We start from the raw sequence: 22,127 nt of genomic DNA, 5'->3' as shown, positions 1-22,127 counted from the left end.
GCCAGGCTAGACCCAGGCATGAAGAGGCCCGGCCGGATCGCTCCGGTCGGGCCTTCATTTCGTCTGACGCTTGGCTACTGGACGCGGGTCCAGGTCTGGGTCTTGCACAGGGGAGCGACGACACAGCCGCGTAGGTTCAGGCTGTTGTCCCCGGTCATGGTGATGGTTCCGCGATAGGTGCGGCCGTCCGCAGGGTTGTAGACCGAGCCATTGCGCCATTCGGTCGGCCCACCGGTGAAGCCAGTCAGCATGGGCAGGTTGCGGAGCGTGCGGCTGCGCAGGGCAGTGTCGCGGTTATGCTCGTCACGAGCGTTGGGGTCGGCCCGAATATGGTTTGATGTCACCAAGGTCCCGCATAGGGCCTGGCCGCAGCGGGCGATGCGCACCTGGCCGCCGTTGGTCGGGGTCTGCCACAGGCCGGTCGGATCGCCGGCCAGGGCTGGAGAGGCGAGGGCGGTCGCCAGGGCGGCGGCGGCCAGCATCATCTTGGTCTTCATGGTCGTTTCCTTTGCTCGGGTCGGTTCGGCGACCCGTTGAGACGCAGGGTGATCCGGGTTTCGGTTCAAAACAAGGCTGAACTGACTCTCTAAGACCAATGAAAACCGGACCTTAGGGAAGCTTTCGCTGCTCGCGATCAGGCCGGATTGACGCCACCGCGCGGCAGGCGTCTGATTGAGTAGGACAAGCCTGGGGAGAGACCATGGGCGCGCGACCGGGAAGCGACCACCCAAGCCTGATAAAGGCGACCCTGGATAATGGAGCGGAACCTGCGCGTTCGGCCTTGGCTGCGTCCTGGCGCCGGTCCATGTCGCTGTACGGTCTGGACCCCGAAGACGGTGGGAGACCCAACACCCTGACCGACGTCCAGCTGCGAGAGGCCCGAGAGGCCCTGGAGCCGATGACGCGAGCAGCGCAGGCGGTGCTGGATAGGCTGTTCCTTGCTGTCGGCGACACAGGGTGCTGCGTACTGTTGACCAATGCCGACGGGGTGCCGCTAGAGCGCCGGGGCGCGGCGGCGGATGACGAGACCTTTCATCGGTGGGGCCTGTGGCCGGGGGCCATATGGTCTGAGGCGGTCGAGGGCACCAATGGGATCGGCACTGCGCTGGCCGAGCACCGGGCGCTGACCATCCATCGCCACCAGCATTTCCACACCCGCAACACGGCCCTGAGCTGCACCAGTCATCCGATCCATGACCACCTCGGTCGTCTCGCCGGCCTGTTGGACGTGTCATCCTGCCGCGCCGATGCGACAGAGGGCATGCTGGGCCTAATCGCGGCGGCGGTGGCCGATGCGGCGCGGGCTATAGAGGCTCAGACCTTTCGCCAGGCCTTCGCACAGGCGCGTATCGTCCTGGCAGGAGATCCAGGTGAACGGAATACGGCGGCGCTGCTGGCGGTCGACCGGGATGATCTGGTCATCGGAGCCACGCGCGCTGCGCGTCTGGCCCTGTCTATCACCGACGAACGGATCGCGGCGCAGTTGGCGGCGTCGGACGTTCTGGGCGCGGGCTGCGTCGAGACCGATTTGTTGGAGGCCGAGCGCGGCGCCGTGCGTCGCGCCTTGGCCCTGAACGGGCGCAATGTCTCGGCGGCCGCGCGGGCTTTGGGCGTTAGTCGCGCAACCCTGCACCGCAAGCTGCACCGGCTGGGTCTGACGAGAGAAGCGCACTGATCCGACTGTCGCAGTTCTGCGACAGGTTTGCACCGCACCATTAAGCGTCCGTCTGGCGGATCGGCCGGACGGAGCCGAGCTTCTGGGCCCAACGACGTCGGCAAGCGACGCCCGAGGGAACCTAGGAGTGTTTTATGACCAAGCCCGAATTCATCCGCGCCGTGACCCCCAAGTTCAAGCCGCGTTATGACAATTTCATCGGCGGACAGTGGGTCCCGCCCGTCAATGGCCGCTATCACGAGAACAGGTCGCCGGTGAACGGCAGGGTGTTGTGCGAGGTGGCCCATTCCGACGCGGCCGACGTCGAACTGGCGCTGGACGCCGCCCACGCCGCAAAGGACGCCTGGGGCAAGACCAGCGTCGCCCAGCGCGCCGTCATCCTGAACAAGATCGCCGACCGGATCGAGGCCAACCTCCAGGCCGTGGCCGAGGCCGAGACCTGGGACAACGGCAAGCCGGTGCGCGAGACTCTGGCCGCCGACATCCCCCTGGCGATCGACCATTTCCGCTACTTCGCCGGTTGTATCCGCGCCCAGGAAGGCGGAATCTCGGAGCTGGACCACGATACGGTCGCCTATCATTTCCATGAACCGCTGGGCGTGGTCGGTCAGATCATCCCGTGGAACTTCCCCATCCTGATGGCCGCCTGGAAGATCGCGCCGGCGCTGGCGGCGGGCAATTGTATCGTCATGAAGCCGGCCGAGCAGACCCCGGCCTCGATCCTGGTCGTGATCGAACTGATCCAGGACCTGTTGCCTTCCGGCGTTCTGAACATCGTGTCGGGCACGGGCGCCGAGGTGGGCGAGCCGCTGGCCACCAATCCGCGGATCGCCAAGATCGCCTTCACCGGTTCGACCGCCGTGGGGCAGAAGATCATGGAGTATGCGACCAAGAACATCATTCCGGTGACGCTGGAGCTGGGCGGCAAATCGCCGAACATCTTCTTCAAGGACGTGATGGACGCCGACGACGCCTTCCTGGACAAGGCGCTGGAGGGGTTTGCGATGTTCGCCCTGAACCAGGGCGAGGTCTGCACCTGCCCCAGCCGAGCCCTGATCCACGAGGACATCTATGAGGCCTTCATCGAGAAGGCCATCGCCCGGGTCGAGGCCATTGTTCAGGGCGATCCGCTGGACCCGGCGACCATGGTCGGGGCCCAGGCCTCGGAACAGCAGCTCAAGAAGATCCTGAGCTATCTGAAGATCGGCAAGGAGGAAGGCGCCCAGGTTCTGACGGGCGGCGAACAGGCCATGCTGAAGGACGATCTGGGTGGCGGCTATTACGTCAAGCCGACCGTGTTCAAGGGCACCAACGACATGCGGATCTTCCAGGAGGAGATCTTCGGTCCCGTCCTGGCCGTGACCACCTTCAAGACCTTCGAGGAGGCCATGGAGATCGCCAATGACACCGAATACGGCCTGGGCGCCGGGGTGTGGTCGCGCGACATGAACACGGCCTATCGCGCCGGGCGGACCATCCAGGCCGGGCGGGTCTGGACCAACTGCTATCATCAGTACCCGGCGCATGCAGCTTTCGGCGGGTACAAGAAGTCGGGCATCGGGCGGGAGAACCACCGGATGATGCTGGACCACTATCAGCAGACCAAGAACCTGCTGGTCAGCTACAGCCCCGACAAACTGGGCTTCTTCTGATCTGCATCAAGGATGGCGAGTCCCGGATCGGTCATCCTGTCATCGCTCTCTGATCCGTCTGTCCGGAGAGCATCTCCCAGGCGGGCGGGCCGATGTCCTGCTTTCGGCCCGCCCGTTCCCCCAAATCGACGAGGATGTTCCATGCCCAGAACCATGAAGGCCGCTGTCGTGCGCGCGTTCGGTCAGCCGCTGACCATCGAAGAGGTCGCAGTTCCCGAGCCGGGTCCGGGCCAGATCCAGGTCAAGATCGAGGCTTCGGGCGTGTGCCACACCGATCTGCACGCGGCCGAGGGCGACTGGCCGGTCAAGCCGAACCCGCCCTTCATTCCGGGCCACGAGGGCGTCGGCTATGTCTCGGCGGTGGGGGCGGGGGTCACACTGGTCAAGGAAGGCGACCGGGTCGGGGTGCCGTGGCTGTACTCGGCCTGCGGTCACTGCAAACACTGCCTGGGCGGCTGGGAGACCCTGTGTCACGACCAGCAGAACACCGGATATTCGGTCAATGGCGGGTTTGCGGAATACGCCATCGCCGATCCCAACTACGTCGGTCATCTGCCGGCCAATGTCAGCTTCACCGACATCGCCCCGATCCTGTGCGCCGGGGTGACGGTCTACAAGGGGCTGAAGATGACGGACACCAAGCCGGGCGACTGGGTGGTGATTTCTGGCATCGGCGGCCTGGGCCATGTGGCGGTGCAGTACGCCAAGGCCATGGGGCTGAATGTCGCCGCCGTGGACGTGGACGACGCCAAGCTGGACCTGGCGCGACGGCTGGGCGCGACCGTGACGGTCAACGCCAAGACCTCGAACGACCCCGCCGCCGACATCAAGGCCCAGACTGACGGCGGCGCCCAGGGCGTGCTGGTCACGGCCGTCTCGCCCAAGGCCTTCGAACAGGCGGTCAATATGACGTCGCGGGGCGCGACCGTGGCTCTGAACGGCCTGCCGCCCGGCGACTTCCCCCTGTCGATCTTCGACATGGTGCTGAACGGCACCACGGTGCGCGGCTCCATCGTCGGCACCCGTCTGGACCTTCAGGAGGCGCTTCAGTTCGCCGCCGACGAGAAGGTCAAGGCCACGGTCTCGGTCGAGCCGCTGGAGAACATCAACAGCATCTTCCAGCGGATGCGCGACGGCCAGATCGAGGGCCGGATCGTCATGACGATCTGAAATAGACTCAATCCACTACAAAAAAATGGAGTCTATTTTTGTCTATTCTCGACGTCCAAGCCCGGTGTGGGAGGGCTGTCCAATCGCGATGTCAAAGACCTGGGCGAAATCATAGCGCCGTTTGCGAACGTGCTGGGTTGGCGGCTTGAATTATTTTCAAGCCGCTGATCCATTGACGGTTTTCCTGTGGAATTAGGAGGGCTGGGCGGTCCCAGCCCTTGCATCAGACGGGCGACCGGACGGTTGGCGTCTTCTGCGGCTTCACCCCCAGCAACAGGCCCAGCCATCCGATCCGGCGCGCGATCTCGTAGGCGAGGAGGCAGCCCAGGGCGGTGATCAGGATCAGGAGGCCGGCCTCCACGCCCAACGGCAGGTGGAGCGTGGCCAGATTATAGGCCGCCACCACCGTCACCGTCTGGTGCACGATGTAGAAGGGGAAGACGCCCACCGAGAGATAGCGCAGGGCCGGGCCGCCCCGGTTCAACCAGCGTGCGCCGAAGCCCAGGATGGCGGCGATGAAGCCCGCCTGATCCAGCGCATAGACGATCCGCATCGCCTGCCTGAGCGGCTCAGCCGGATTGACGTCGCCGCGATAGACCCAGGCATAGGTGGCCCAGGCCGCCCAACTGCACAGGGCGATGATCAGGGCCGGCCAACGCAGCCGCATCAGGGTCTGACGCGACTCCTCGGACCGGGCGATCAGATAGCCGAACAGGAAGGCGCCGAAGCTGAGGGCGTGGTTGTACCAGTCGTCGGTCAGGGCATGGGTGATCTCGAACCGGGGCGCCAGGAACCAGCGGATCAGGATTAGATACAGGACCGGCCAGACCACCAGCCCCCATCCCCGAAAGACCCGATCCCCCGCCGCCTGAAAGGCGCGCCGGACGGCCGGCAAGGCGATCATCACCGCCAGCAACAGGCTGTAGGGCAGCAGATAGGCGATGAACCACAGGTGGTTCCACGTCGGCGTGGTCAGACAGCCGTCTGCGTCGCACCAGTGGCCGGTCGAGGTGACGTACCGCACCCAGAAGTCCTTGAGCACCGGTCCGTGCGCGGGGTCGGCGATCCCCAGGCTCTTCGCCGCCTCGACGATCTCGTAATAGCTCTGGGGCGGCACGATGACGAACATGCCGAACAGCAGCGGCGGCAAGAGGCGCAGGGTGCGCGATCCGGCCAGCGCCCATCCGCTTTGCCCGCGCGCCTCGAACCCGTCCGCAAGAAACCGGGTCGCACAGCCCGAGACCAGAAACAGCAGGGTCAGCCGCCACGGGCCCGTCATCATCATGATCGGCTCGAGCGCCTCGATCTGACGCGGGCTCTTCACGTGCCAGTCCCAGGGCACGTAGAACATGCCGACGTGATAGAGGATCAGCAGCATGAAGGCGCCGACACGGATCCAGTCCAGATCGTATCGTCGGCCCGACATCGCGGACGGCGACACGAGCGGGGGCGGAACAGACATGCGAGAACTCCATGGCGAATGATGCAGGCCCCGTCCTCGCGGAACGACGGGCGGGTCGGCAATCGTCCGGGGCCGTTCGGGCGTCTGGCGGGGACGGCGGCGGGGTCGTCGGGACGAACGGCGCGCGTATCGTGACGAGCGGGTGGTCGCGTATCGCGCGACGGCTGAACGGTCGTGACCTGTCGCGGTGCGCCCTGGCGGTCCTGGCCTTTTCGCTCATCAACACGCCGGTCAACATCCTGACCGCTCAGGCGGACAATCCGGATGTAGCCGCCTGGAAGCCCATGGTCTGGGAAGTGTCGAGCACCCTCACCCTGATGGCGGTGATCTGGATTCCCTGGCTGGCCGCCAGTCTGGCGCCGCCGGACGAGGCGGCGGGCGAGGGATGGCGGCCCAAGGCGAGGTTCGTCGCGATCCATCTGGCGGCGCTTCTGACCTTTTCGGCCCTGCACGTCAGCGGTTTCGTGGCGCTGAGGAAGTTGGGCTACGCGGTCATGGGGGCGGGCGCCTATGAGTTCGGCGACCGGTTCGGTTATGAGCTGCGCAAGGACCTGGTGACCTATGTCCTGCTGGTCGGGGGCTTCCTGCTGACCGCCTATCTCCGGCGGCGGCGGGACGAGCCGGTGCGGCCGGTTAGTTTCGACATCCGCGACGGCGCCCGCATCATCCGCGCCCCCTTGGCCGACATCCTGGCCGTCAGTTCGGCGGGGAACTATGTCGAGTTCCTGCTGGCGGACGGGCGGCGTCTGCTGATGCGCGCGACCCTGGCGGCGGTGGAGGCCGAACTGTCGCGGTTCGGCTTCGTGCGGGTCCATCGCTCGTGGCTGGTCAATGCAGAGCGCGTCACCGGCCTGCAACCCGACGGCTCCGGCGACTGGACCGTGGAACTGGGGGCGGTTAATGCGCCCCTGTCACGCCGCTATCCCGCCGCCCTGGCGACGCTGCGCGGCTAGCCGATCAAGGCCAGCCACTCGTCCTCGGTCAGGACCTGGACGCCGTGTTTCTCGGCGTCTTTCAGCTTGGAGCCGGCGCCGGGGCCGGCGACGAGGTAGTCGGTCTTTTTGGAGACGGAGCCCGAGACCTTGGCGCCCAGGCTTTCGGCGCGGGCCTTGGCTTCGTCGCGGGTGAAGCGTTCCAGAGCGCCGGTGAAGACGACGGTCTTGCCCGCGACCGGGGTGTCTGACTTGGGCCGTTCGGCGTCGAGAATCTGGGTCAATTCGCCCTCGAGCGCGGCGACGACCTGAAGATTGTGCGGCTCGTGGAAGAAGTGGGCCAAAGCCAGGGCGGCGACGGGGCCGACGCCGGTGACGCCGGCGATCTGGTTCAGGATTTCGGGCGGGCCTTCCTCGCGCGCCACCCGGGCCAGTTCGACCAGGCCGGACCAGTCGTTGGTCATCGTCGCCAGCGAGCGGCGGGCCGGGGCGGCCATGCCGGGGAAGGCCTGGCTGATCTTCATGTCCATCGTCGCCTCGGGCCAGGGATCGGCGGCAGGGGGCGTGGCCTCGGCCATCAGGGTCAGGACGCGGGGCGATATGGCATGGGCGGCGGCCAGGGCGGTCCAGGCGTCCGACGAGACGCCCGCGGCGGCCTGGAGACAGGCGGCCTTCAGCGCGGGCCAGCTCTCGAAGGCGCGGGCCAGGACGATGGAGGTCTGTTCACCGATGTCACGTATGCCCAGGCCGAACAGGAATCGGTCCAGAGAGATGACGCGGCGGGCGTCGATGCCGGCGACCAGGTTGCGGATGCTGGTTTCGCCATAGCCGTCGTCGCGTTCAAGCTCCTTCAGCCGCGCCGCGTCGCGCGCCAGGCGGAAGATGTCGGCGGGCTCCTTGATCCAGCCGCGCGCATTGAAGGCGACCAGCTGCTTCTCGCCCAGCCCCTCGATGTCGAAGGCGCGGCGGCCGACGAAATGTTTGAGCCGTTCGACGATCTGGGCGTCGCAGATCAGGCCGCCGGTGCAGCGGCGCTTGACCTCGTCGCCCTCGCGCACCGCCTCGGAGCCGCAGACCGGGCATTTTTCGGGGAAGACATAGGGGATGGCGTCGGCGGGACGCAGGTCGGGGACGACGCCCAGGATTTGGGGGATGACGTCGCCGGCGCGTTGCAGGCGGACGGTGTCGCCGATGCGGACGTCCAGACGTTCGATCTCGTCTTCGTTATGCAGGGTGGCGTTGCGGACGACGACGCCGCCGACCGTGACCGGGTGCAGGCGGGCGACCGGGGTCAGGGAGCCGGTGCGGCCGACCTGGATGTCGATGCCCTCCAGCACTGTGGTCGCCTGTTGCGCCGGGAATTTGTGGGCGATGGCCCAGCGGGGGCTGCGGGCGACGAAGCCCAGGCGGCGCTGCCAGTCGATGCGGTCGACCTTGTAGACCACGCCGTCGATGTCATAGCCCAGGGTGGCGCGGTCGCGTTCCAGTTTGCGATAGACGGCGATCAGGCCTTCGGCGCCCTCGACGCGTTCCGAACGGTCGTTGACGGCGAAGCCCCAGGCCTTAAGCTTTTGCAGGGCCTGCCACTGGGTCTCGGCGAAGTCGCTGGAGTGTTCGCCCCAGGCGTAGGCGAAGAAGTTCAACGGGCGTTTGCCCGTGATCCGGGCGTCCTTCTGGCGCAGGGAGCCGGCGGCGAAATTGCGGGGGTTGGCGTAGGTGCGGCGGCCCTCGGCTTCGGCGGCGGCGTTGAAGGCGGCGAAGGCGTCGTTGGGGGCGTAGACCTCGCCCCGGATCTCGATCCGGTCGGGCCAGTCGTCGCCCGCTAAAGTCTGTTTCACATCGGCGATGGTGTTCAGATTGGCGGTGACGTCCTCGCCGGTGCGCCCGTCGCCGCGCGTGGCGCCGATGGTCAGCCGGCCGTCCACATAGAGAAGGTTGGCGGACAGGCCGTCGATCTTGGGCTCGGCGACGAAGGCGATGGGCTCGTCGGCGGGCAGTTTCAGGAAGCGGGCGATGCGGGCCACGAAGTCTCGCACCTCGCCTTCGTCGAAGGCGTTGTCCAGCGACAGCATAGGCACGCCGTGACGGACCTCGGCGAACTGGCTGGAGGCGACGGCGCCGACCTTGTTCGACGGGGAGTCGGGGCGGACCAGGTCGGGGAAGGCGGTCTCGATCTCCAGGTTCCGGGCGCGCAGGGCGTCGTAGTCGGCGTCGGAGATTTCGGGCGTCGCCTCATTATAGAGGGCGTCGTGGCGGGCCATTTCGGCGGCCAGCCAGGCCAGGGCTTCGGCCGCGCTTTCGGCGGTCAGGTCTTCGACGGGGGGGAAGGGGGGAATCGCGCTGGACATGTCGCCGTCTCATTACCACGGGCTGACGTCAGGCGATCCGCACGCTAGGCTGAATCGTTACTCACGGAGTCGTCCATGCCGCCTGCCGCCGTCCGATCCCTTCTGCTCGGCGGATGCGCCGCTCTGGCCCTGAGCGGGTGTGTCGAGCCGATCAGTCCGCCGCCGCCCGCCCCGGTTCCCGCCGCCCAATACGCCCAACTGCTGGACGACGTGCGGATCCTGTCGGCGGACGACATGGAGGGGCGAGGGACAGGCACGCCGGGCGGAGAGCGGGCGCGGGCTTATGTGGTGTCGCGGCTCGAGGCCCTGGGCGTGGCGCCGGCTTCGTTCGGGCGGTTGCAGCCGTTCGAGGCGACCGGTCGTTCGCCGCAGGGCCCGGTGACCTATCGTGGGGTCAATGTGCTGGGCCTGATCCCCGGAACCCGCGTCGGTGACCGCTATATCGTGGTCAGCGCCCATTATGACCACGTCGGCATGCACGACGGCCAGATCTACAACGGCGCCGACGACAACGCCTCTGGCGTCGCGACGATGCTGGAACTGGCCAAACGGCTGAAGGCCCAGGCGCCGGAGCACAGCGTGCTGCTGGTCGCCTTCGACGGGGAGGAGCGGGGGCTGCTGGGCGCGCGCGAGTTCGTCAAGGCGCCGCCGGTGCCCCTGTCGTCCATCGCCCTGAACCTGAACTTCGACATGACCGCGCGGGCCGAGACCGACGGCCATCTGTGGGTCACGGGCACCTATCAGCACCCGAACCTGCGCCCGATCCTGGAGCCCCTGTCGGCGGTCGGGCCGGTCAGTTTCGCCTTCGGCAAGGATACGCCGCAGGATGAGGGTGAGAACAACTGGGTCTCTGCGTCAGACCACGGCGCCTTTCACGACAAGGGGGTGCCCTTCCTCTATATGGGCGTGGATTATCACCCCGATTATCACCGCCCCACCGACGACTTCGAGCGGATCAAGCCCGAGGTCTTCACCTCGGCGACGGAACTGGCCATCGCCGGATTCCGGGCTCTGGACCGGTCGTTGGATCGGTGATGCGGCGTCTTCTGGTTCCTACCCTGATCGGCCCCATGTTGTTCGGCATGGCGGTGCTGACCGGCTGCGAGCGGCGTGAGGCGCGGCCGGAGGCGCCGGTTACAGCGCCCAAGCGTGAGGCCGATTTCCGCCATCGGCTGGAGGGGGACATCTCCGGCGACTATCGGCCCGTCGCCGAGGCGGGAGAGGTCTGGCGAGTCGCGAGCCTGTTCATCGGCCAGGCCTCTGCGTTCGAGGCCTGGGAAGCCGGACGGCGCGAGGCGTCTCCGCTGATCCTGACCCTGGTAGGGCCGGACGGCGCGGTGCGGTTCACGCCACGCGCCTATGCGCTGACCGATGAGCGGCTGACGCTGGTCGCCGGCGCGCCGGGCGGGCGGGACGCCAGGCTGGAGGCCCGGATCGATCCCGGCGCACTGGCCACCGCTCGTCGCAATCTGGGAGACCGGACGCCGGTCATCAGCGGAACCGTGACGGTCGAGGGCGTCAGACTGCCCGTCAATCTCGGCTGGTGGAACGGCGACTGATCTGGTCAGGTCAGGTGAAGGCGCGGGCTAAAAGCCAACCTGCCGCCGCAACCAAAACCCATAACAGGGCGCCCAGCCCGATCATGACCACGACCGAGCGGCGGCCCGACCAACGGCGTTCCGCCGGCGGCTGTTCGACGAGCCGGAGCGGGGGGCGGCGCAAGGATTTGCGATCTGGAAGAACCACGATGCAACCTATGATAGGTTGCGCGCCGTCGTCAACAGACTGATGGTCAAGTCTGAGTTGTTTTGTAAGTATTAGTGGGGGTTGCCAACTATACAACCATAAGGAATATTCCCGCCCCGGGGGAGGGGCGGGCATGACGACCGTTGAAGCCGCACTGCGAAACATGGAGGCGGACGGACCGGTTTCCGATCACGGGAGCCGAGCCCTTATCCGCCTTATGGATGTGCTGGCGGCGTCGGCGGCCCTGCTGTTCTTTCTGCCGACCCTGCTGTTGATCGCCGCCGCCGTACGGGTGCAGGACGGCGGCCCGGCCCTGTTCCGCCAGCAGAGGATCGGCCGCGACGGTCGGCCGTTCGCCTGCCTGAAATTCCGTTCCATGACTCCGGACGCCGAGGCGCGCCTGCCCCAACTGGTGGATGGAGAATGGGCGGAGCGTCGTAAATTGAGGCGCGACCCCCGCGTGACGCCGCTGGGGCGGTTCTTGCGCCTGTCCAGCCTGGATGAACTGCCGCAACTGATCAATGTGCTGGTCGGCGACATGTCCTTGGTCGGACCGAGGCCCATCGTAGCGGATGAGGCGCCGCTTTATGGACGTCGCTTCGCTGCCTATTGCGCGGTGCGGCCCGGACTGACCGGGCTTTGGCAGGTGTCAGGACGCAACGATGTGTCGTATGCGCGTCGTGTAGCCATGGACATGTGGCTGGTCCGCAACCTGACGATACGGACCTATCTGGCGCTGATCCTGCGCACGGTGCCGGCCGTGCTGGGTCGAGAAGGCGTCTACTGACTGGTCGTGAAACTGATTTGGTAACGGACCAAATATTGCAAAAAAGATGCGAATTGGCCGCAAAACCTCCGCCGAACCTTCATCTCAGGGCGCATGCGCCGTCACACGGCCTGACTATGACTGAAGTTGGGCAGGAGGGACGAACACGTCATCGCGGCCGGGCATGAGCTCGACCGTCCCCTGTCATAGCTCTTTGACCAGACACGGTGGACTGACGATGACCGGCCTTCAGCTCAAGACCCTTCTCGTGACGGCGGCCAGCGCCCTCGCGCTCGCCGCGTGCGGCTCCTCCGAGGTGGCCTCGCCCGGCGAGGGTGATTTCGGCAACGGCGGCGGCACCACGCCGACCACCCCGACCACGCCGACGCCCGGCACCCCCGCCGCCGACTGCCCGACCGGTCTGTCGAACATCGGCACCATCGCCAACGGCACGCTGCGCGTCTGCCAACTGCCGCAGCAGGTCCTGGGCAACCTGACCCTGTCGGTCCGCGCCGGCACCATCTACGCCATCAGCGGCCGCACCGAAGTCGGCACCGACCGCGGCATTGACCCGGCCTCGACCACCGGAACCCAGGGCATCCTGACCATCGAGCCGGGCGTGAAGGTCTTCGCCTCGAGCGGCGGCGACTATCTGCTGGTCAACCGCGGCTCGCAGATCTACGCCGAAGGCACCGCGACCAACCCGGTCATCTTCACCAGCCGTCAGGACATCGAAGGCACGGCCACTGCGACCTCGCAAGGTCAGTGGGGCGGCATCGTCCTCGCCGGCCGCGCGCCCCAGGCCAACTGCCAGTTGACGGCCCCGGTCACCTGCACCGGCCAGGTCGAGGGCACCAGCGCCTTCTACGGCGGCAACACCGCAGCCGATAACTCGGGCCGTCTGCGCTACGTCCAGATCAAGTACTCGGGCTTTGAAATCTCGACCGGCAACGAGCTGCAGGCCCTGACCCTGGCCGGCGTCGGCTCGGGCACGACCCTGGAGTACATCCAGTCGTATAACAGCTCGGACGACGGCATCGAGATCTTCGGCGGCAACGCCAACCTGAAGCACATCGTCATCAACGGCGCCGACGACGACGGTCTGGACACCGACACCGGCTGGCGCGGCGGCGCCCAGTTCGGCATCGTGACCCAGCGCGCGCCGAACTCCACCAGCCGTTCGGCCGGTTTCGAGTTCTCGTCCGCCCCGACCTCGACGCCCTACGCCTCGCGCTATCTGTCGCAGCCGAAGATCGCCAACTGGACCCTGGTCGGCCGTAACGCCCCGACCGACGCCCACACGGTCATGCACTTCGACACCGGCACCAACCCGAACCTCATCAACATCGTCGCCACCTCGACGACGGGTTCGGTCGCCGGCTGCTTCGACATCGCCGACGCGGACACCCAGACCAGCTTCGACGGCGGTTCGACGCCTTCGCTGCGCTCGATCTACATGTCCTGCTCGATCTCGTATCGTCCGGCCAACGTCGCCCGCTCGACGGCGGTGTTCACCAACGCCCGCAACACCAATGTCACGGCGGCGGGAACCTCGACCCTGACCGCTCCGGCCTCGGGCACGACGATCACGAACCAGAACCTGGCCTTCATCAACGGCGCCAACGAAAACGCCGTGACGGCGGTCGATCCGAAGACGGTCTACAGCTTCTTCGACAGCGTCACCTACATCGGCGCCGTTCGCAACGCCCAGGACACCTGGTGGCAGGGCTGGACCTGCGGCCTGACGTCCGGCTCGACCTGCTGAAGACGACAGCTCCGNNNCGGTTCTTCGCGTTTCCTGACCCCTTCAAGGCGCAGACCATGAATAGACTTACTCTGACCCTGAGCGGGGTCCTTCTCGCCACCAGTGCGCTGATCGCGCCCGGCCTGGCGTTCGCCCAGACCGCCGCCCCGACCGCCCAGACCCCGGCCGAGCAGGTCGAGGAACAGGCGACCGACGTCGGCGAAATCGTCGTCCTGGGTCGTTATATTCCCGAACCCAACCGCGAAAGCTCGGAGGTCGCGGCCTTCCTGACGTCCGAGGACCTTGAGCGCACCGGCGACAGCAACGCCGCCGCGGCCCTGACCCGCGTCACCGGCCTGTCGATCGTCGAAGGCCGTTTCATCTATGTCCGCGGCCTGGGCGAGCGTTATTCCTCGGCCCTGCTGAACGGTTCGCCCCTGCCCAGCCCCGAGCCGCTGCAGCGGGTCGTGCCCCTGGACCTATTCCCCTCCAGCATCCTGGACGGCGTGACGGTTCAGAAGACCTATTCGCCCAACTTCCCCGGCGAGTTCGGCGGCGGCGTCATCGACCTCCACACCATCGACGCGCCGAACCAGCCCTTCTTCAACATGAAGCTGTCGCTGGGCGGCAACACCGAATCCACCGGCAAGGAAAACCTGATCTATTACGGATCGCGCACCGACTTCACCGGGTTTGACGACGACACGCGCGAAGTCCCCGGTGCGATCGCCATCGCCTTCAATCAGGGCAAGCAGATCAACAGCGCCAACTTCACCGCCGACCAGCTCCAGACCATGGGACAGTCGCTGGTGAACGCGCCCCTGCGCCTGCTGCAACGCGAAAAAACGCCGATCGACGGCGGCGTGGAACTGGCCGGTGGCTTCTCGCAGGATACGAGTTTCGGCACCCTGGGCCTGATCGCGGTCGCTGGATACGACAACAGCTGGCGCGCCCGTAGCGGCGTCCAGGAAGAGGGGCAGTTCCAGGGCGAAGTCCTGGTGCCGGTGTCGACCTATGACGTCGACTCGAACCAGAACGACATCCGCCTGAACTTCCTCGGCGGTCTGTCGCTGTCGAACGCCGATCACGAGGTCAAGTGGACCAACCTCTACGTCCGCAACACGACCAAGGAAGCCCGCTCGGTCGCCGGTCCCGACTTCGACGCCGGCGGCAGCGTGATCCGCAACGACTATACCGAATGGTTCGTGCGCCAACTGTGGAGCAGCCAACTGGCCGGCGAGCATCAGTTCATGGACGGCGCGCTGGAGATCGACTGGCGCGCGGCCTACGCCAAGACGTCGCGGGACGCGCCTTATGAATCGCGCTTCCAGTACGGCGTCAACGCGGACGGCGACTACATCCACAACGTCCAGGGCAATCTGATCTCGTTCAGCGAGCTGGACGACGACATCGTGTCCGGCGGCTTGGATGTGGCCTATACCCTGCCTCTGTCCGAGGCCCGCGAAGCCATCATCAGCGCCGGGGTCGCCACCCTGGACAACAATCGTGAAGCCACCCGTCACGATCTGCAGTTCGAAGCGGTCAACGGCTTGACCGACGATCAACGGATGTCGCGGATCGACTATCTGTTCTCGGACTACAACATCAATCCGACCACGCTGCAGCTGCGTGAAATCGCCGGCAGCAACGGCGCCAGCGCCTATGACGCCGAGCTGCAAGTCAACGCCGCCTACGCCATGGTCGATGCGGAAATCATCCCGCTGGTCCGCACAACGGTGGGCGTCCGCTTCGAGGACGGTCAGCAGAGCGTCACGCCGCGCGACGTGTTCGGCGGAACCTCGACCTACGAGGCCACCGAGATCGAGGAGCAATATTGGCTGCCCTCGCTGACGGCGACCTGGAACTTCGCCGAGGATCAGCAACTGCGCTTCGGCGTGTCGCAGACGATCGGCCGCCCGCAGTTCCGCGAACTGGCCCCCCAGGCCTATACGGACCCGGAAAGCGACCGCATCTTCATCGGCAACCCCTATCTGGTGGACACCGAGCTGCTGAACCTGGACGCGCGGTACGAATGGTACTTCGCTCGCCAGCAGTTCATCACCGCCGGCGTCTTCTACAAGGACATGGACAAGCCGGTTGAGTCCGTCATCGTCGACGTGGGCAACCAGCGCCAGCAGTCGTATCTGAACGCGCCCAAGGCGACCATCATGGGCGCCGAGGTCGAGGTGAAGAAGTACTTCGAGTTCCCCGACCAGGGCATGAGCTTCATCGCCAACAAGCGTTGGCTGGTGCAGGCCAACTACACCTACTCGGACTCCGAGGTTAAGGTCGGCGACGGCGACACCGTCCTGACCCTGGGTGGGGCCGGCACGCCGGAACAGGCGTCCTTCTTCATCCAGGACGGCAGCCGTCTGCAAGGCCAGTCGGACCATGTCGCCAACCTGCAACTGGGTTGGGAAGACGATACGGCCCGCTCGCAGGCGACGATCATCGTCAACTATGTCAGCGACCGGATCACCGCCCGCGGCGCCGGCACGGGCGCGAGCCGCGAGCCGGACTTCATCCAGGAGCCGGGCGTCTTCCTGGACTTCGTCTATCGCAAGGACTTCACCGTCATGGCCCGCGACATGGGCTTCGCCCTGGAGCTGCGGAACCTGCTGGGCACCGAGTTCGACGAATATCAGGAGCTGGGCAACAAGATCCGGGTCAACAACTACGACCTGGGCCAGAGCGCCTCTGTCAGCCTGACCGCCCGCTTCTGATCTCAGGAACAGGCGAGACGTTTGCGACCGGGAGGCCGTCGGCCTTCCGGTCGTTTTCGTTCTGAAATGATCCGTATGGGTCGTGACTGTCACGACATGTTCTTCGTGTCTTCACACTTCGGTGCGGCCCGCATACGGACGATTAGTCTAGATCGCGCCATGGCCGTCTGGGGGCCGGAACAGGCATGGCGTCGTGATCGCGGCTTTCCGTAGTTTGAGCGTCTCTTCGGCGACCGACCGTCTGCGGCGTTTGCCGCTGCGCCGCCTCGTTGAGGGCGTGCTTATTCTGCTGCTGCTGGTTCAGGCCGGGCGTCTTGTTTGGCTGTTCGCCGCTCCGTCGTCGAAGCCCGCCGCCGCAGCCGCCCATTCGATCCCCGCTGTCGATCTGAGCATCCTATCGCGTTTCGACGCCTTCTTCCGCACAGGCGGGCAGGGGGCCCTGGCCGGCGCCTCGGGCGCGGACGCCAGCCAGATGCGGCTGTTCGGCGTTCGCTCGGGCGGCGTCGGCGGCGGGTCGGCGATCATCGGCCTGGCCGACGGACGCCAGATTTCGGTCGGGGTGGGCGAGGAGGTCGAGCCCGGGCTGGTGCTGCAGGGCGTCGGGCCGGACTTCGTGACCTTGGCGCGTGGCCAGTCCATCAGCCGGCTGGAGTTTTCCGATGCGCCGGTCGGGGCCGCTGCGCCGCCGCCCCCGCCCGCCACGCCCCAGGTGGTGGCCCCGCCCGCAGCCGCGCCGGCGTCGGCTCAGGGAGCGGTCGTCGATCCTCAAAGGCTGATGGCCCAGGCGTCGCTGCGGCCGCGGATGCAGGGGTTGGGCGTCAACGGCTTCACTGTCTCCTCGGCCGGCAATGCGTCGGAACTGCGCAGCGCCGGGCTTCAGTCCGGCGACGTCATCCTGTCCGTAAACGGCGTGGCCCTGAACAGCCCTCAGGCCATCGGCGCCCTGCGTGGCCAACTGGCCAGCGCCCCTTCGGCCGAAATCCAGTATGAGCGCGCGGGCGAGACGCGCATCACCACCATAAGGACGCGTCCATGACCGCCTCTCTGCGCAACCGCCTGAAGCGTTCCGGCGTCGGCGCCCTCGCCGCCGTGCTGGTCCTGCAGGCGCCCTTGGCCGCCGCGCCCGTGATGGCCCAGGAGGCGCGCCAGACCCTGAACGTCCAGGGCGCCGACATCCGCGCTTTCATCCAGGACGTGGCCCGCACCACCGGCCGCACCTTCATCGTCGATCCGGCCGTGACCGGGACGGTGACGGTGACCAGCGACCGACCCCTGGGCCGCGCCCAGTTGTTCGAGGTTTTCCTGTCCACTCTGCGGGCCAACGGCCTGGTGGTCACCCCGACCCAGTCGGGCGCCTATCGCATCAGCCCGGCCCAAGGGGCGGCCCAGGGGCCCTCCACCGTCGGGGCGGAGCGGTTCTCGACCGAGGTCTTCCAACTGCGCAACATTGACGCCGCGTCGGCCGCGGAGACCATTCGGCCCCTGGTCGGGGCCCAGGGCCAGGTCCTGGCCAATCCCGGCGCCAACAGCGTGGTGGTGGCCGACTTCTCGGACAATCTGGCCCGTATCCGCGCCCTGATCGGCCGGATCGACGTGGACCGGTCCAGCTATGAGGTGGTGGCCCTGGAAAACGCCTCGGCGCGCGAGATCGCCGGGGTGCTGCAACAGGTCATGGCCGCACCGGGCGGCGCCGGGCAGGGGATGGTCACGGTCACCCCGGTCGAAAGCTCCAACTCCATTGTCCTGCGCGGCGACGGCCAGGCCCTGGCCCGGGTGCGGGGCCTGATCCACGATCTGGACGGTCGGTCTCGGGCCAATCAGGACGTCAATGTCGTCTTCCTAGAGCACGCCGACGCGGCCCAGCTTCTGCCGGTGCTGCAGCAGGTGGTCGGCCAGCCGGTCACGCCGGCGACCGAAGCCAGCCCCGGCCTGAGGACCGCTCCGACCGGTTCGACCTCGTCGGCGTCCGGCGGTCTGTCCCGCGCCGCGACCAGCCTGGGGACTGACGAGGGCCAGAACGGAGCGATCGGCTCGTCCACCGTCACCGCTACCGGCCAGCACGCCACCATCGCCCGCTTCCCCGGCGCCAACGCCCTGGTCATCGCCGGTCCGGCCGACATGCAAAGGACGCTGGCCGATGTGATCCGGCGGCTGGACGTGCGCCGTCAGCAGGTGCTGATCGAGGCCATAGTCGTCGAGCTGAGCGACAATGCGGTGCGCGAACTGGGCGTTCAGTGGCTGTACGGCGGCGAGAACGGCGTCGGCCTGACCAACTACACCGACAATGCGACGCCGCTGGTGAACATCGCCGGCGGCGCCTATGCGGGTCAACTGGACGAAGACGATCCGCTGCGCGAACAGCTGCAGACCCTGGCCCTGAACAGTCTGGTCGGCGCTAACGGCTTCGTCGGCGGCGGCGGGTTCGAGGTGGGCGACGGCCTGTTCGGCTTCATCATCAACGCCGCCAAGACCGACAAGGGTTCCAACCTGCTCCAGACGCCGTCGATCATGACGCTGGACAATGAAGAGGCCAGCTTCCTGGTCGGCCAGGAGGTGCCGGTCACCACGGGCCAGACCCTGTTGGACGGCAATTCCAATCCCTTCACCACCACCGACCGCAAGGACATCGGGGTGCGGCTGACGGTGAAGCCCCAGATCAACGCCGGGGGCTCCATCACCCTGACCCTGCGTCAGGAGGTGTCGGCCATCAACAGCGGGCTGACGACCAGCACCTCCGGGCTGGTGTTCGACAAGCGCGAGCTTCAGACCACCCTTGTGGTGGACGACGGCGACATCGCCGTGGCCGGTGGTCTGCTGGACCAGAACGACATCATCTCGACCGACAAGGTGCCGGGCCTGGGCGACCTGCCGGGCGTCGGCGCCCTGTTCCGCTCGAACAGCCGCCAGCGGGGGCGGACCAATCTGATGGTCTTCCTGCGCCCCACCATCGTCCGGACCCGCGAGGAGGCTCAAGGGCTGGCCGCAGACCGCTGGGGCTATATGCGCGACCAGCAGCAGGCGGTGCAGCCGGATCGCGAGCCCAGCCTGGATGCGCTGGTGCGGGACTATATGCGCACTCAGGCGCCGGCCGCCCCGGCGACGGGCGAGGCCATGGTGATCGCGCCGAGCGGCGTCACGGCGCCCGTGGCCCCGGTCGAGGCCGCGCCCCTGCCGCCGACCGGGAACTGATCCATGATCACCCTGGTCAGCCCCAGCCTGCCCTATGGATTCGCCAAGCGGCACGGCGTCCTGCTGCTGGACGCCGGCGATGTGGCGCGGGTGGGCCTGCGCGAGGGCGCGGCCCCCCAGGGGCTGATCGAGGCGCGGCGGGTGCTGGGCCGGCCCCTGGTCGTGGAGCCGCTGACACAGGCCGCCTTCGACCGGCAGCTGTCCGAGATCTATGCGGGCGACCATCTGGCGGCGGCGGACGGCGAGGATCTGGACATGCCCGCCGGCCTGGACAGTCTGATCGACGACATCCCGGCGGCGGCCGATCTGCTGGACACGGCCGACGACGCGCCGGTCATTCGGCTGATCAACGGGATCATCGCCGAGGCGGTGCGGACCGGCGCCTCGGACATCCACCTGGAGACCTATGAGAGCGCCCTGCTGGTGCGGATGCGGGTCGACGGGGTTCTGCGCGAGGCGTTGAGCCTGAACCCGCGCATCGCGCCGCTTCTGGTGTCGCGGATCAAGGTGATGGCGCGGCTGGACATCGCCGAGAAGCGGGTGCCGCAGGACGGGCGCATCCCCCTGGCCCTGGGCGGCAAGTCGCTGGACGTGCGGGTCTCGACCCTGCCGTCGCGCGGCGGCGAACGGGTGGTGATGCGGATCCTGGACAAGGATCAGGCCGGCTTGACCCTGGACCGTCTGGGCATGGCGCCCGACGCCCTGGTCGCCTTCCGCGCGGCCCTGGCCGAGCCCAACGGCATCATTCTGGTCACCGGTCCGACGGGGTCGGGCAAGACCACCAGCCTGTATGCGGGCCTGGCCCTGCTGAACGACCAGACACGCAACATACTGACGGTCGAGGATCCGGTCGAATACGCCATCGACGGCGTGGGTCAGACCCAGGTCAACCCCAAGGTCGGCATGACCTTCGCCGCGGGCCTTCGGGCCATTCTGCGCCAGGACCCGGACGTGGTCATGGTGGGCGAAATCCGCGACGTGGAGACGGCGGGGGTCGCGGTTCAGGCCGCCCTGACTGGCCACCTTGTGCTGTCCACCGTACACACCAATGATGCGGCGGGGGCGGTGACGCGGCTGCGCGACATGGGGGTGGAGCCCTTCCTGCTGGCCTCGACCCTGCGGCTGATCGTGGCCCAGCGGCTGGTGCGACGGCTGTGCGACCATTGCCGCACGCCGGAGACGGCCGACCAGGCGACGGCGAAACTGATCGGCGCCAAGGTCGGGGTGCGCGTCTGGCGTCCGCACGGCTGCGCCCATTGCGGCAATACCGGCTACGTCGGTCGGCTCGGCCTGTATGAGGTGCTGAAGATCGACGACCGGGTGCGGCGTCTGATCGCGGCCGAGGCGGACGAGGACGCGGTGGTCGCCGCCGCCTTCGCCGGGGGCGGAACCCTGACGGAACGCGCGCGCGCCCTGGTGCTGGACGGCGTGACCTCGGTCGAGGAGGCGGTGCGCGTCGCCCGCCAGGAGACCGCGACCGATCCGGCGGAGGCGGCCTGATGGCGGCCTTCGACTATGTCGCCGTCGATGCGGCGGGCCGCACGGTCTCGGGCGCCGTCACCGCCGCAGATGAGGCGACGGCGCGGGGGCAGTTGACGCGCCGCCGGCTGATGCCGCTGCAGCTGACGCCGGCGCGGATCGCCGCGCGGTCCGAACGGGGCGGTTCAGGTTCGGTCCGAGGCGACCGGCTGACCGCCAAGACCCTGGCCCTGACCACCCGTCAGCTGGCGACCCTGATTTCGGTGTCGCCGATGGAGGAGGCCCTGCGCACCCTGGCGCTCCAGGCCGATCGGCTGGTGGTGCGGCGGGTGCTGGAAGGGGTTCACGCCGGGGTCATGGAGGGGCGGCGCCTGTCGGACGCCATGGCCTTGCAGGGCCAGGCGTTTCCGCCGCTGTACCGGGCCATGGTCTCGGCCGGGGAACAGTCGGGTGCGCTGCAACCGATCCTGGAACGTCTGGCCGACGGGCTTGAGCGGGACCAGCAGGTGCGCGGCAAGGTGATCACCGCCGTGGTCTATCCCAGCGTCCTGGCCGTGGTGGCCCTGGGCGTCATCGCCATTCTGATGACCTTCGTCGTGCCCAAGGTGGTCGATCAGTTCGAGAGCATGAACCAGACCCTGCCGCTGCTGACGCGGCTGGTGATCGGGGTGTCGGATCTGATGCGGAACTGGGGCTGGCTGTTCCTGCTGCTGCTGGCCGGCCTAGTCGTCGGCGGCGCGCTGGCGCGGCGTCGGCCCGACATCCGGCTGCGGATCGACCAGACGATGCTGAGGCTGCCGGTCGTCGGTCGCCTGACCCGCGACCTGCACGGGGCCAAGATGGCGCGGACCCTATCGACCATGATCGCCGCCGGCCTGCCGGTGCTGGAAGGCCTGACCATCACCGCCCGCACCGTGTCCAACATGGCCCTGCGCCGGGCCACGGAATCCATGAGCGAGGCCGTGCGCGAGGGTGGGGGGCTGTCGGCCGCTATGCGCCGCGCCGACGTGTTTCCCCCGCTGCTGGTCTATATGACCGCCTCGGGCGAGAGCAGCGGTCGGCTGGAGCCGATGCTGGAGCGCGCCGCCGACTATCTGGAACGCGAGTTCGCCACCTTCACCGCCGTAATGCTGAGCCTGCTCGAGCCGGCCATCATCGTGGTCATGGGCGGGGTGGTCGCGATGATCGTCCTGTCGATCCTGCTGCCCATACTTCAGATCAACACCCTGGCGATGGGGTGA

16 protein-coding genes are annotated in these 22,127 nt (G+C 67.3%); 13 read left to right on the top strand and 3 right to left on the bottom strand.

The features are described 5' to 3' along the window. Window positions 1-74: 74 nt before the first annotated feature. Window positions 75-497, bottom strand: a complete 423-nt coding sequence (locus PKE72_RS16525; RefSeq protein ID WP_271166459.1) for a DUF2147 domain-containing protein — start codon at window positions 495-497, stop codon at window positions 75-77. Between the two features lie 203 nt (window positions 498-700). Here PKE72_RS16525 and PKE72_RS16520 point away from each other — a divergent pair, with 203 nt between their 5' ends. The 3 genes from PKE72_RS16520 (at window position 701) to adhP (ending at window position 4,497) form a co-directional block, all read left to right on the top strand. After that, on the top strand, window positions 701-1,675 hold the full coding sequence (locus PKE72_RS16520; protein WP_507762567.1) for a GAF domain-containing protein: 975 nt from the start codon (window positions 701-703) through the stop codon (window positions 1,673-1,675). 134 nt (window positions 1,676-1,809) lie between these two features. Continuing rightward, window positions 1,810-3,327 (top strand): acetaldehyde dehydrogenase ExaC, encoded by a 1,518-nt coding sequence (exaC, locus tag PKE72_RS16515; RefSeq protein ID WP_271166457.1) that lies wholly within the window; start codon window positions 1,810-1,812, stop codon window positions 3,325-3,327. Between the two features lie 141 nt (window positions 3,328-3,468). Then, complete coding sequence (gene adhP, locus PKE72_RS16510; RefSeq protein WP_271166456.1) at window positions 3,469-4,497, top strand: alcohol dehydrogenase AdhP; 1,029 nt, start codon at window positions 3,469-3,471, stop codon at window positions 4,495-4,497. Between the two features lie 223 nt (window positions 4,498-4,720). Here the strand turns inward: adhP and PKE72_RS16505 are convergent, their stop codons facing one another. Beyond that, window positions 4,721-5,959: an acyltransferase family protein gene (locus PKE72_RS16505; RefSeq protein ID WP_271166455.1), complete on the bottom strand. Its 1,239-nt coding sequence runs from the start codon at window positions 5,957-5,959 to the stop codon at window positions 4,721-4,723. Window positions 5,960-5,970: 11 nt separating this feature from the next. On the opposite strand from PKE72_RS16505, the gene PKE72_RS16500 reads away from it, so the two are divergent. Beyond that, window positions 5,971-6,912, top strand: coding sequence for a LytTR family DNA-binding domain-containing protein (locus PKE72_RS16500; protein WP_271166454.1), 942 nt, complete (start codon window positions 5,971-5,973; stop codon window positions 6,910-6,912). On the opposite strand, the gene ligA is transcribed toward PKE72_RS16500, so the two are convergent. Next, on the bottom strand, window positions 6,909-9,239 hold the full coding sequence (ligA, locus tag PKE72_RS16495; RefSeq protein WP_271166453.1) for an NAD-dependent DNA ligase LigA: 2,331 nt from the start codon (window positions 9,237-9,239) through the stop codon (window positions 6,909-6,911). The genes PKE72_RS16500 and ligA overlap by 4 nt on opposite strands. Window positions 9,240-9,314: 75 nt before the next feature. Between ligA and PKE72_RS16490 the strand changes: the two genes are divergently transcribed. The 9 genes from PKE72_RS16490 to gspF all read left to right on the top strand — a co-directional run bounded on the left by PKE72_RS16490 (window position 9,315) and on the right by gspF (window position 22,127). Next, on the top strand, window positions 9,315-10,274 hold the full coding sequence (locus PKE72_RS16490; protein WP_271166452.1) for a M28 family peptidase: 960 nt from the start codon (window positions 9,315-9,317) through the stop codon (window positions 10,272-10,274). After that, window positions 10,274-10,798, top strand: a complete 525-nt coding sequence (locus PKE72_RS16485; RefSeq protein WP_271166451.1) for a hypothetical protein — start codon at window positions 10,274-10,276, stop codon at window positions 10,796-10,798. The genes PKE72_RS16490 and PKE72_RS16485 overlap by 1 nt, the downstream gene beginning before the upstream one ends. 320 nt (window positions 10,799-11,118) lie before the next feature. Beyond that, window positions 11,119-11,772: a sugar transferase gene (locus tag PKE72_RS16480; RefSeq protein ID WP_271166450.1), complete on the top strand. Its 654-nt coding sequence runs from the start codon at window positions 11,119-11,121 to the stop codon at window positions 11,770-11,772. Window positions 11,773-11,989: 217 nt separating this feature from the next. Beyond that, window positions 11,990-13,516 carry a beta-helix domain-containing protein gene (locus tag PKE72_RS16475; protein ID WP_271166449.1) on the top strand — a complete coding sequence of 509 codons (1,527 nt, stop codon included), beginning with the start codon at window positions 11,990-11,992 and terminating at the stop codon, window positions 13,514-13,516. Between the two features lie 56 nt (window positions 13,517-13,572). Beyond that, window positions 13,573-16,218, top strand: coding sequence for a TonB-dependent receptor domain-containing protein (locus PKE72_RS16470; RefSeq protein ID WP_271166448.1), 2,646 nt, complete (start codon window positions 13,573-13,575; stop codon window positions 16,216-16,218). A 193-nt stretch (window positions 16,219-16,411) separates the two neighbouring features. After that, window positions 16,412-17,254, top strand: coding sequence for a type II secretion system protein N (locus tag PKE72_RS16465; protein WP_271166447.1), 843 nt, complete (start codon window positions 16,412-16,414; stop codon window positions 17,252-17,254). Continuing rightward, complete coding sequence (gene gspD / locus PKE72_RS16460) at window positions 17,251-19,407, top strand: type II secretion system secretin GspD (RefSeq protein WP_271166446.1); 2,157 nt, start codon at window positions 17,251-17,253, stop codon at window positions 19,405-19,407. Before PKE72_RS16465 ends, gspD begins: the two co-directional genes overlap by 4 nt. Before the next feature lie 3 nt (window positions 19,408-19,410). Then, on the top strand, window positions 19,411-20,907 hold the full coding sequence (gene gspE, locus PKE72_RS16455) for a type II secretion system ATPase GspE (protein WP_271166445.1): 1,497 nt from the start codon (window positions 19,411-19,413) through the stop codon (window positions 20,905-20,907). After that, window positions 20,907-22,127 carry a type II secretion system inner membrane protein GspF gene (gspF, locus tag PKE72_RS16450; RefSeq protein WP_271166444.1) on the top strand — a complete coding sequence of 407 codons (1,221 nt, stop codon included), beginning with the start codon at window positions 20,907-20,909 and terminating at the stop codon, window positions 22,125-22,127. Before gspE ends, gspF begins: the two co-directional genes overlap by 1 nt.

Source organism: Brevundimonas intermedia, from assembly GCF_027922165.1.
Taxonomy (GTDB): domain Bacteria; phylum Pseudomonadota; class Alphaproteobacteria; order Caulobacterales; family Caulobacteraceae; genus Brevundimonas; species Brevundimonas intermedia.
This window is presented reverse-complemented; position numbering and strand designations above follow the sequence as displayed.

What these genes read in the sequence shown, in the direction of transcription:
- PKE72_RS16525 (WP_271166459.1), bottom strand. Translation starts at nt 497, where the DNA reads ATGAAGACCAAGATGATGCTGGCCGCCGCCGCCCTGGCGACCGCCCTC.
- PKE72_RS16520 (WP_507762567.1), top strand. Translation starts at nt 701, where the DNA reads ATGGGCGCGCGACCGGGAAGCGACCACCCAAGCCTGATAAAGGCGACC.
- exaC (WP_271166457.1), top strand. Translation starts at nt 1,810, where the DNA reads ATGACCAAGCCCGAATTCATCCGCGCCGTGACCCCCAAGTTCAAGCCG.
- adhP (WP_271166456.1), top strand. Translation starts at nt 3,469, where the DNA reads ATGCCCAGAACCATGAAGGCCGCTGTCGTGCGCGCGTTCGGTCAGCCG.
- PKE72_RS16505 (WP_271166455.1), bottom strand. Translation starts at nt 5,959, where the DNA reads ATGTCTGTTCCGCCCCCGCTCGTGTCGCCGTCCGCGATGTCGGGCCGA.
- PKE72_RS16500 (WP_271166454.1), top strand. Translation starts at nt 5,971, where the DNA reads ATGGCGAATGATGCAGGCCCCGTCCTCGCGGAACGACGGGCGGGTCGG.
- ligA (WP_271166453.1), bottom strand. Translation starts at nt 9,239, where the DNA reads ATGTCCAGCGCGATTCCCCCCTTCCCCCCCGTCGAAGACCTGACCGCC.
- PKE72_RS16490 (WP_271166452.1), top strand. Translation starts at nt 9,315, where the DNA reads ATGCCGCCTGCCGCCGTCCGATCCCTTCTGCTCGGCGGATGCGCCGCT.
- PKE72_RS16485 (WP_271166451.1), top strand. Translation starts at nt 10,274, where the DNA reads ATGCGGCGTCTTCTGGTTCCTACCCTGATCGGCCCCATGTTGTTCGGC.
- PKE72_RS16480 (WP_271166450.1), top strand. Translation starts at nt 11,119, where the DNA reads ATGACGACCGTTGAAGCCGCACTGCGAAACATGGAGGCGGACGGACCG.
- PKE72_RS16475 (WP_271166449.1), top strand. Translation starts at nt 11,990, where the DNA reads ATGACCGGCCTTCAGCTCAAGACCCTTCTCGTGACGGCGGCCAGCGCC.
- PKE72_RS16470 (WP_271166448.1), top strand. Translation starts at nt 13,573, where the DNA reads ATGAATAGACTTACTCTGACCCTGAGCGGGGTCCTTCTCGCCACCAGT.
- gspD (WP_271166446.1), top strand. Translation starts at nt 17,251, where the DNA reads ATGACCGCCTCTCTGCGCAACCGCCTGAAGCGTTCCGGCGTCGGCGCC.
- gspE (WP_271166445.1), top strand. Translation starts at nt 19,411, where the DNA reads ATGATCACCCTGGTCAGCCCCAGCCTGCCCTATGGATTCGCCAAGCGG.
- gspF (WP_271166444.1), top strand. Translation starts at nt 20,907, where the DNA reads ATGGCGGCCTTCGACTATGTCGCCGTCGATGCGGCGGGCCGCACGGTC.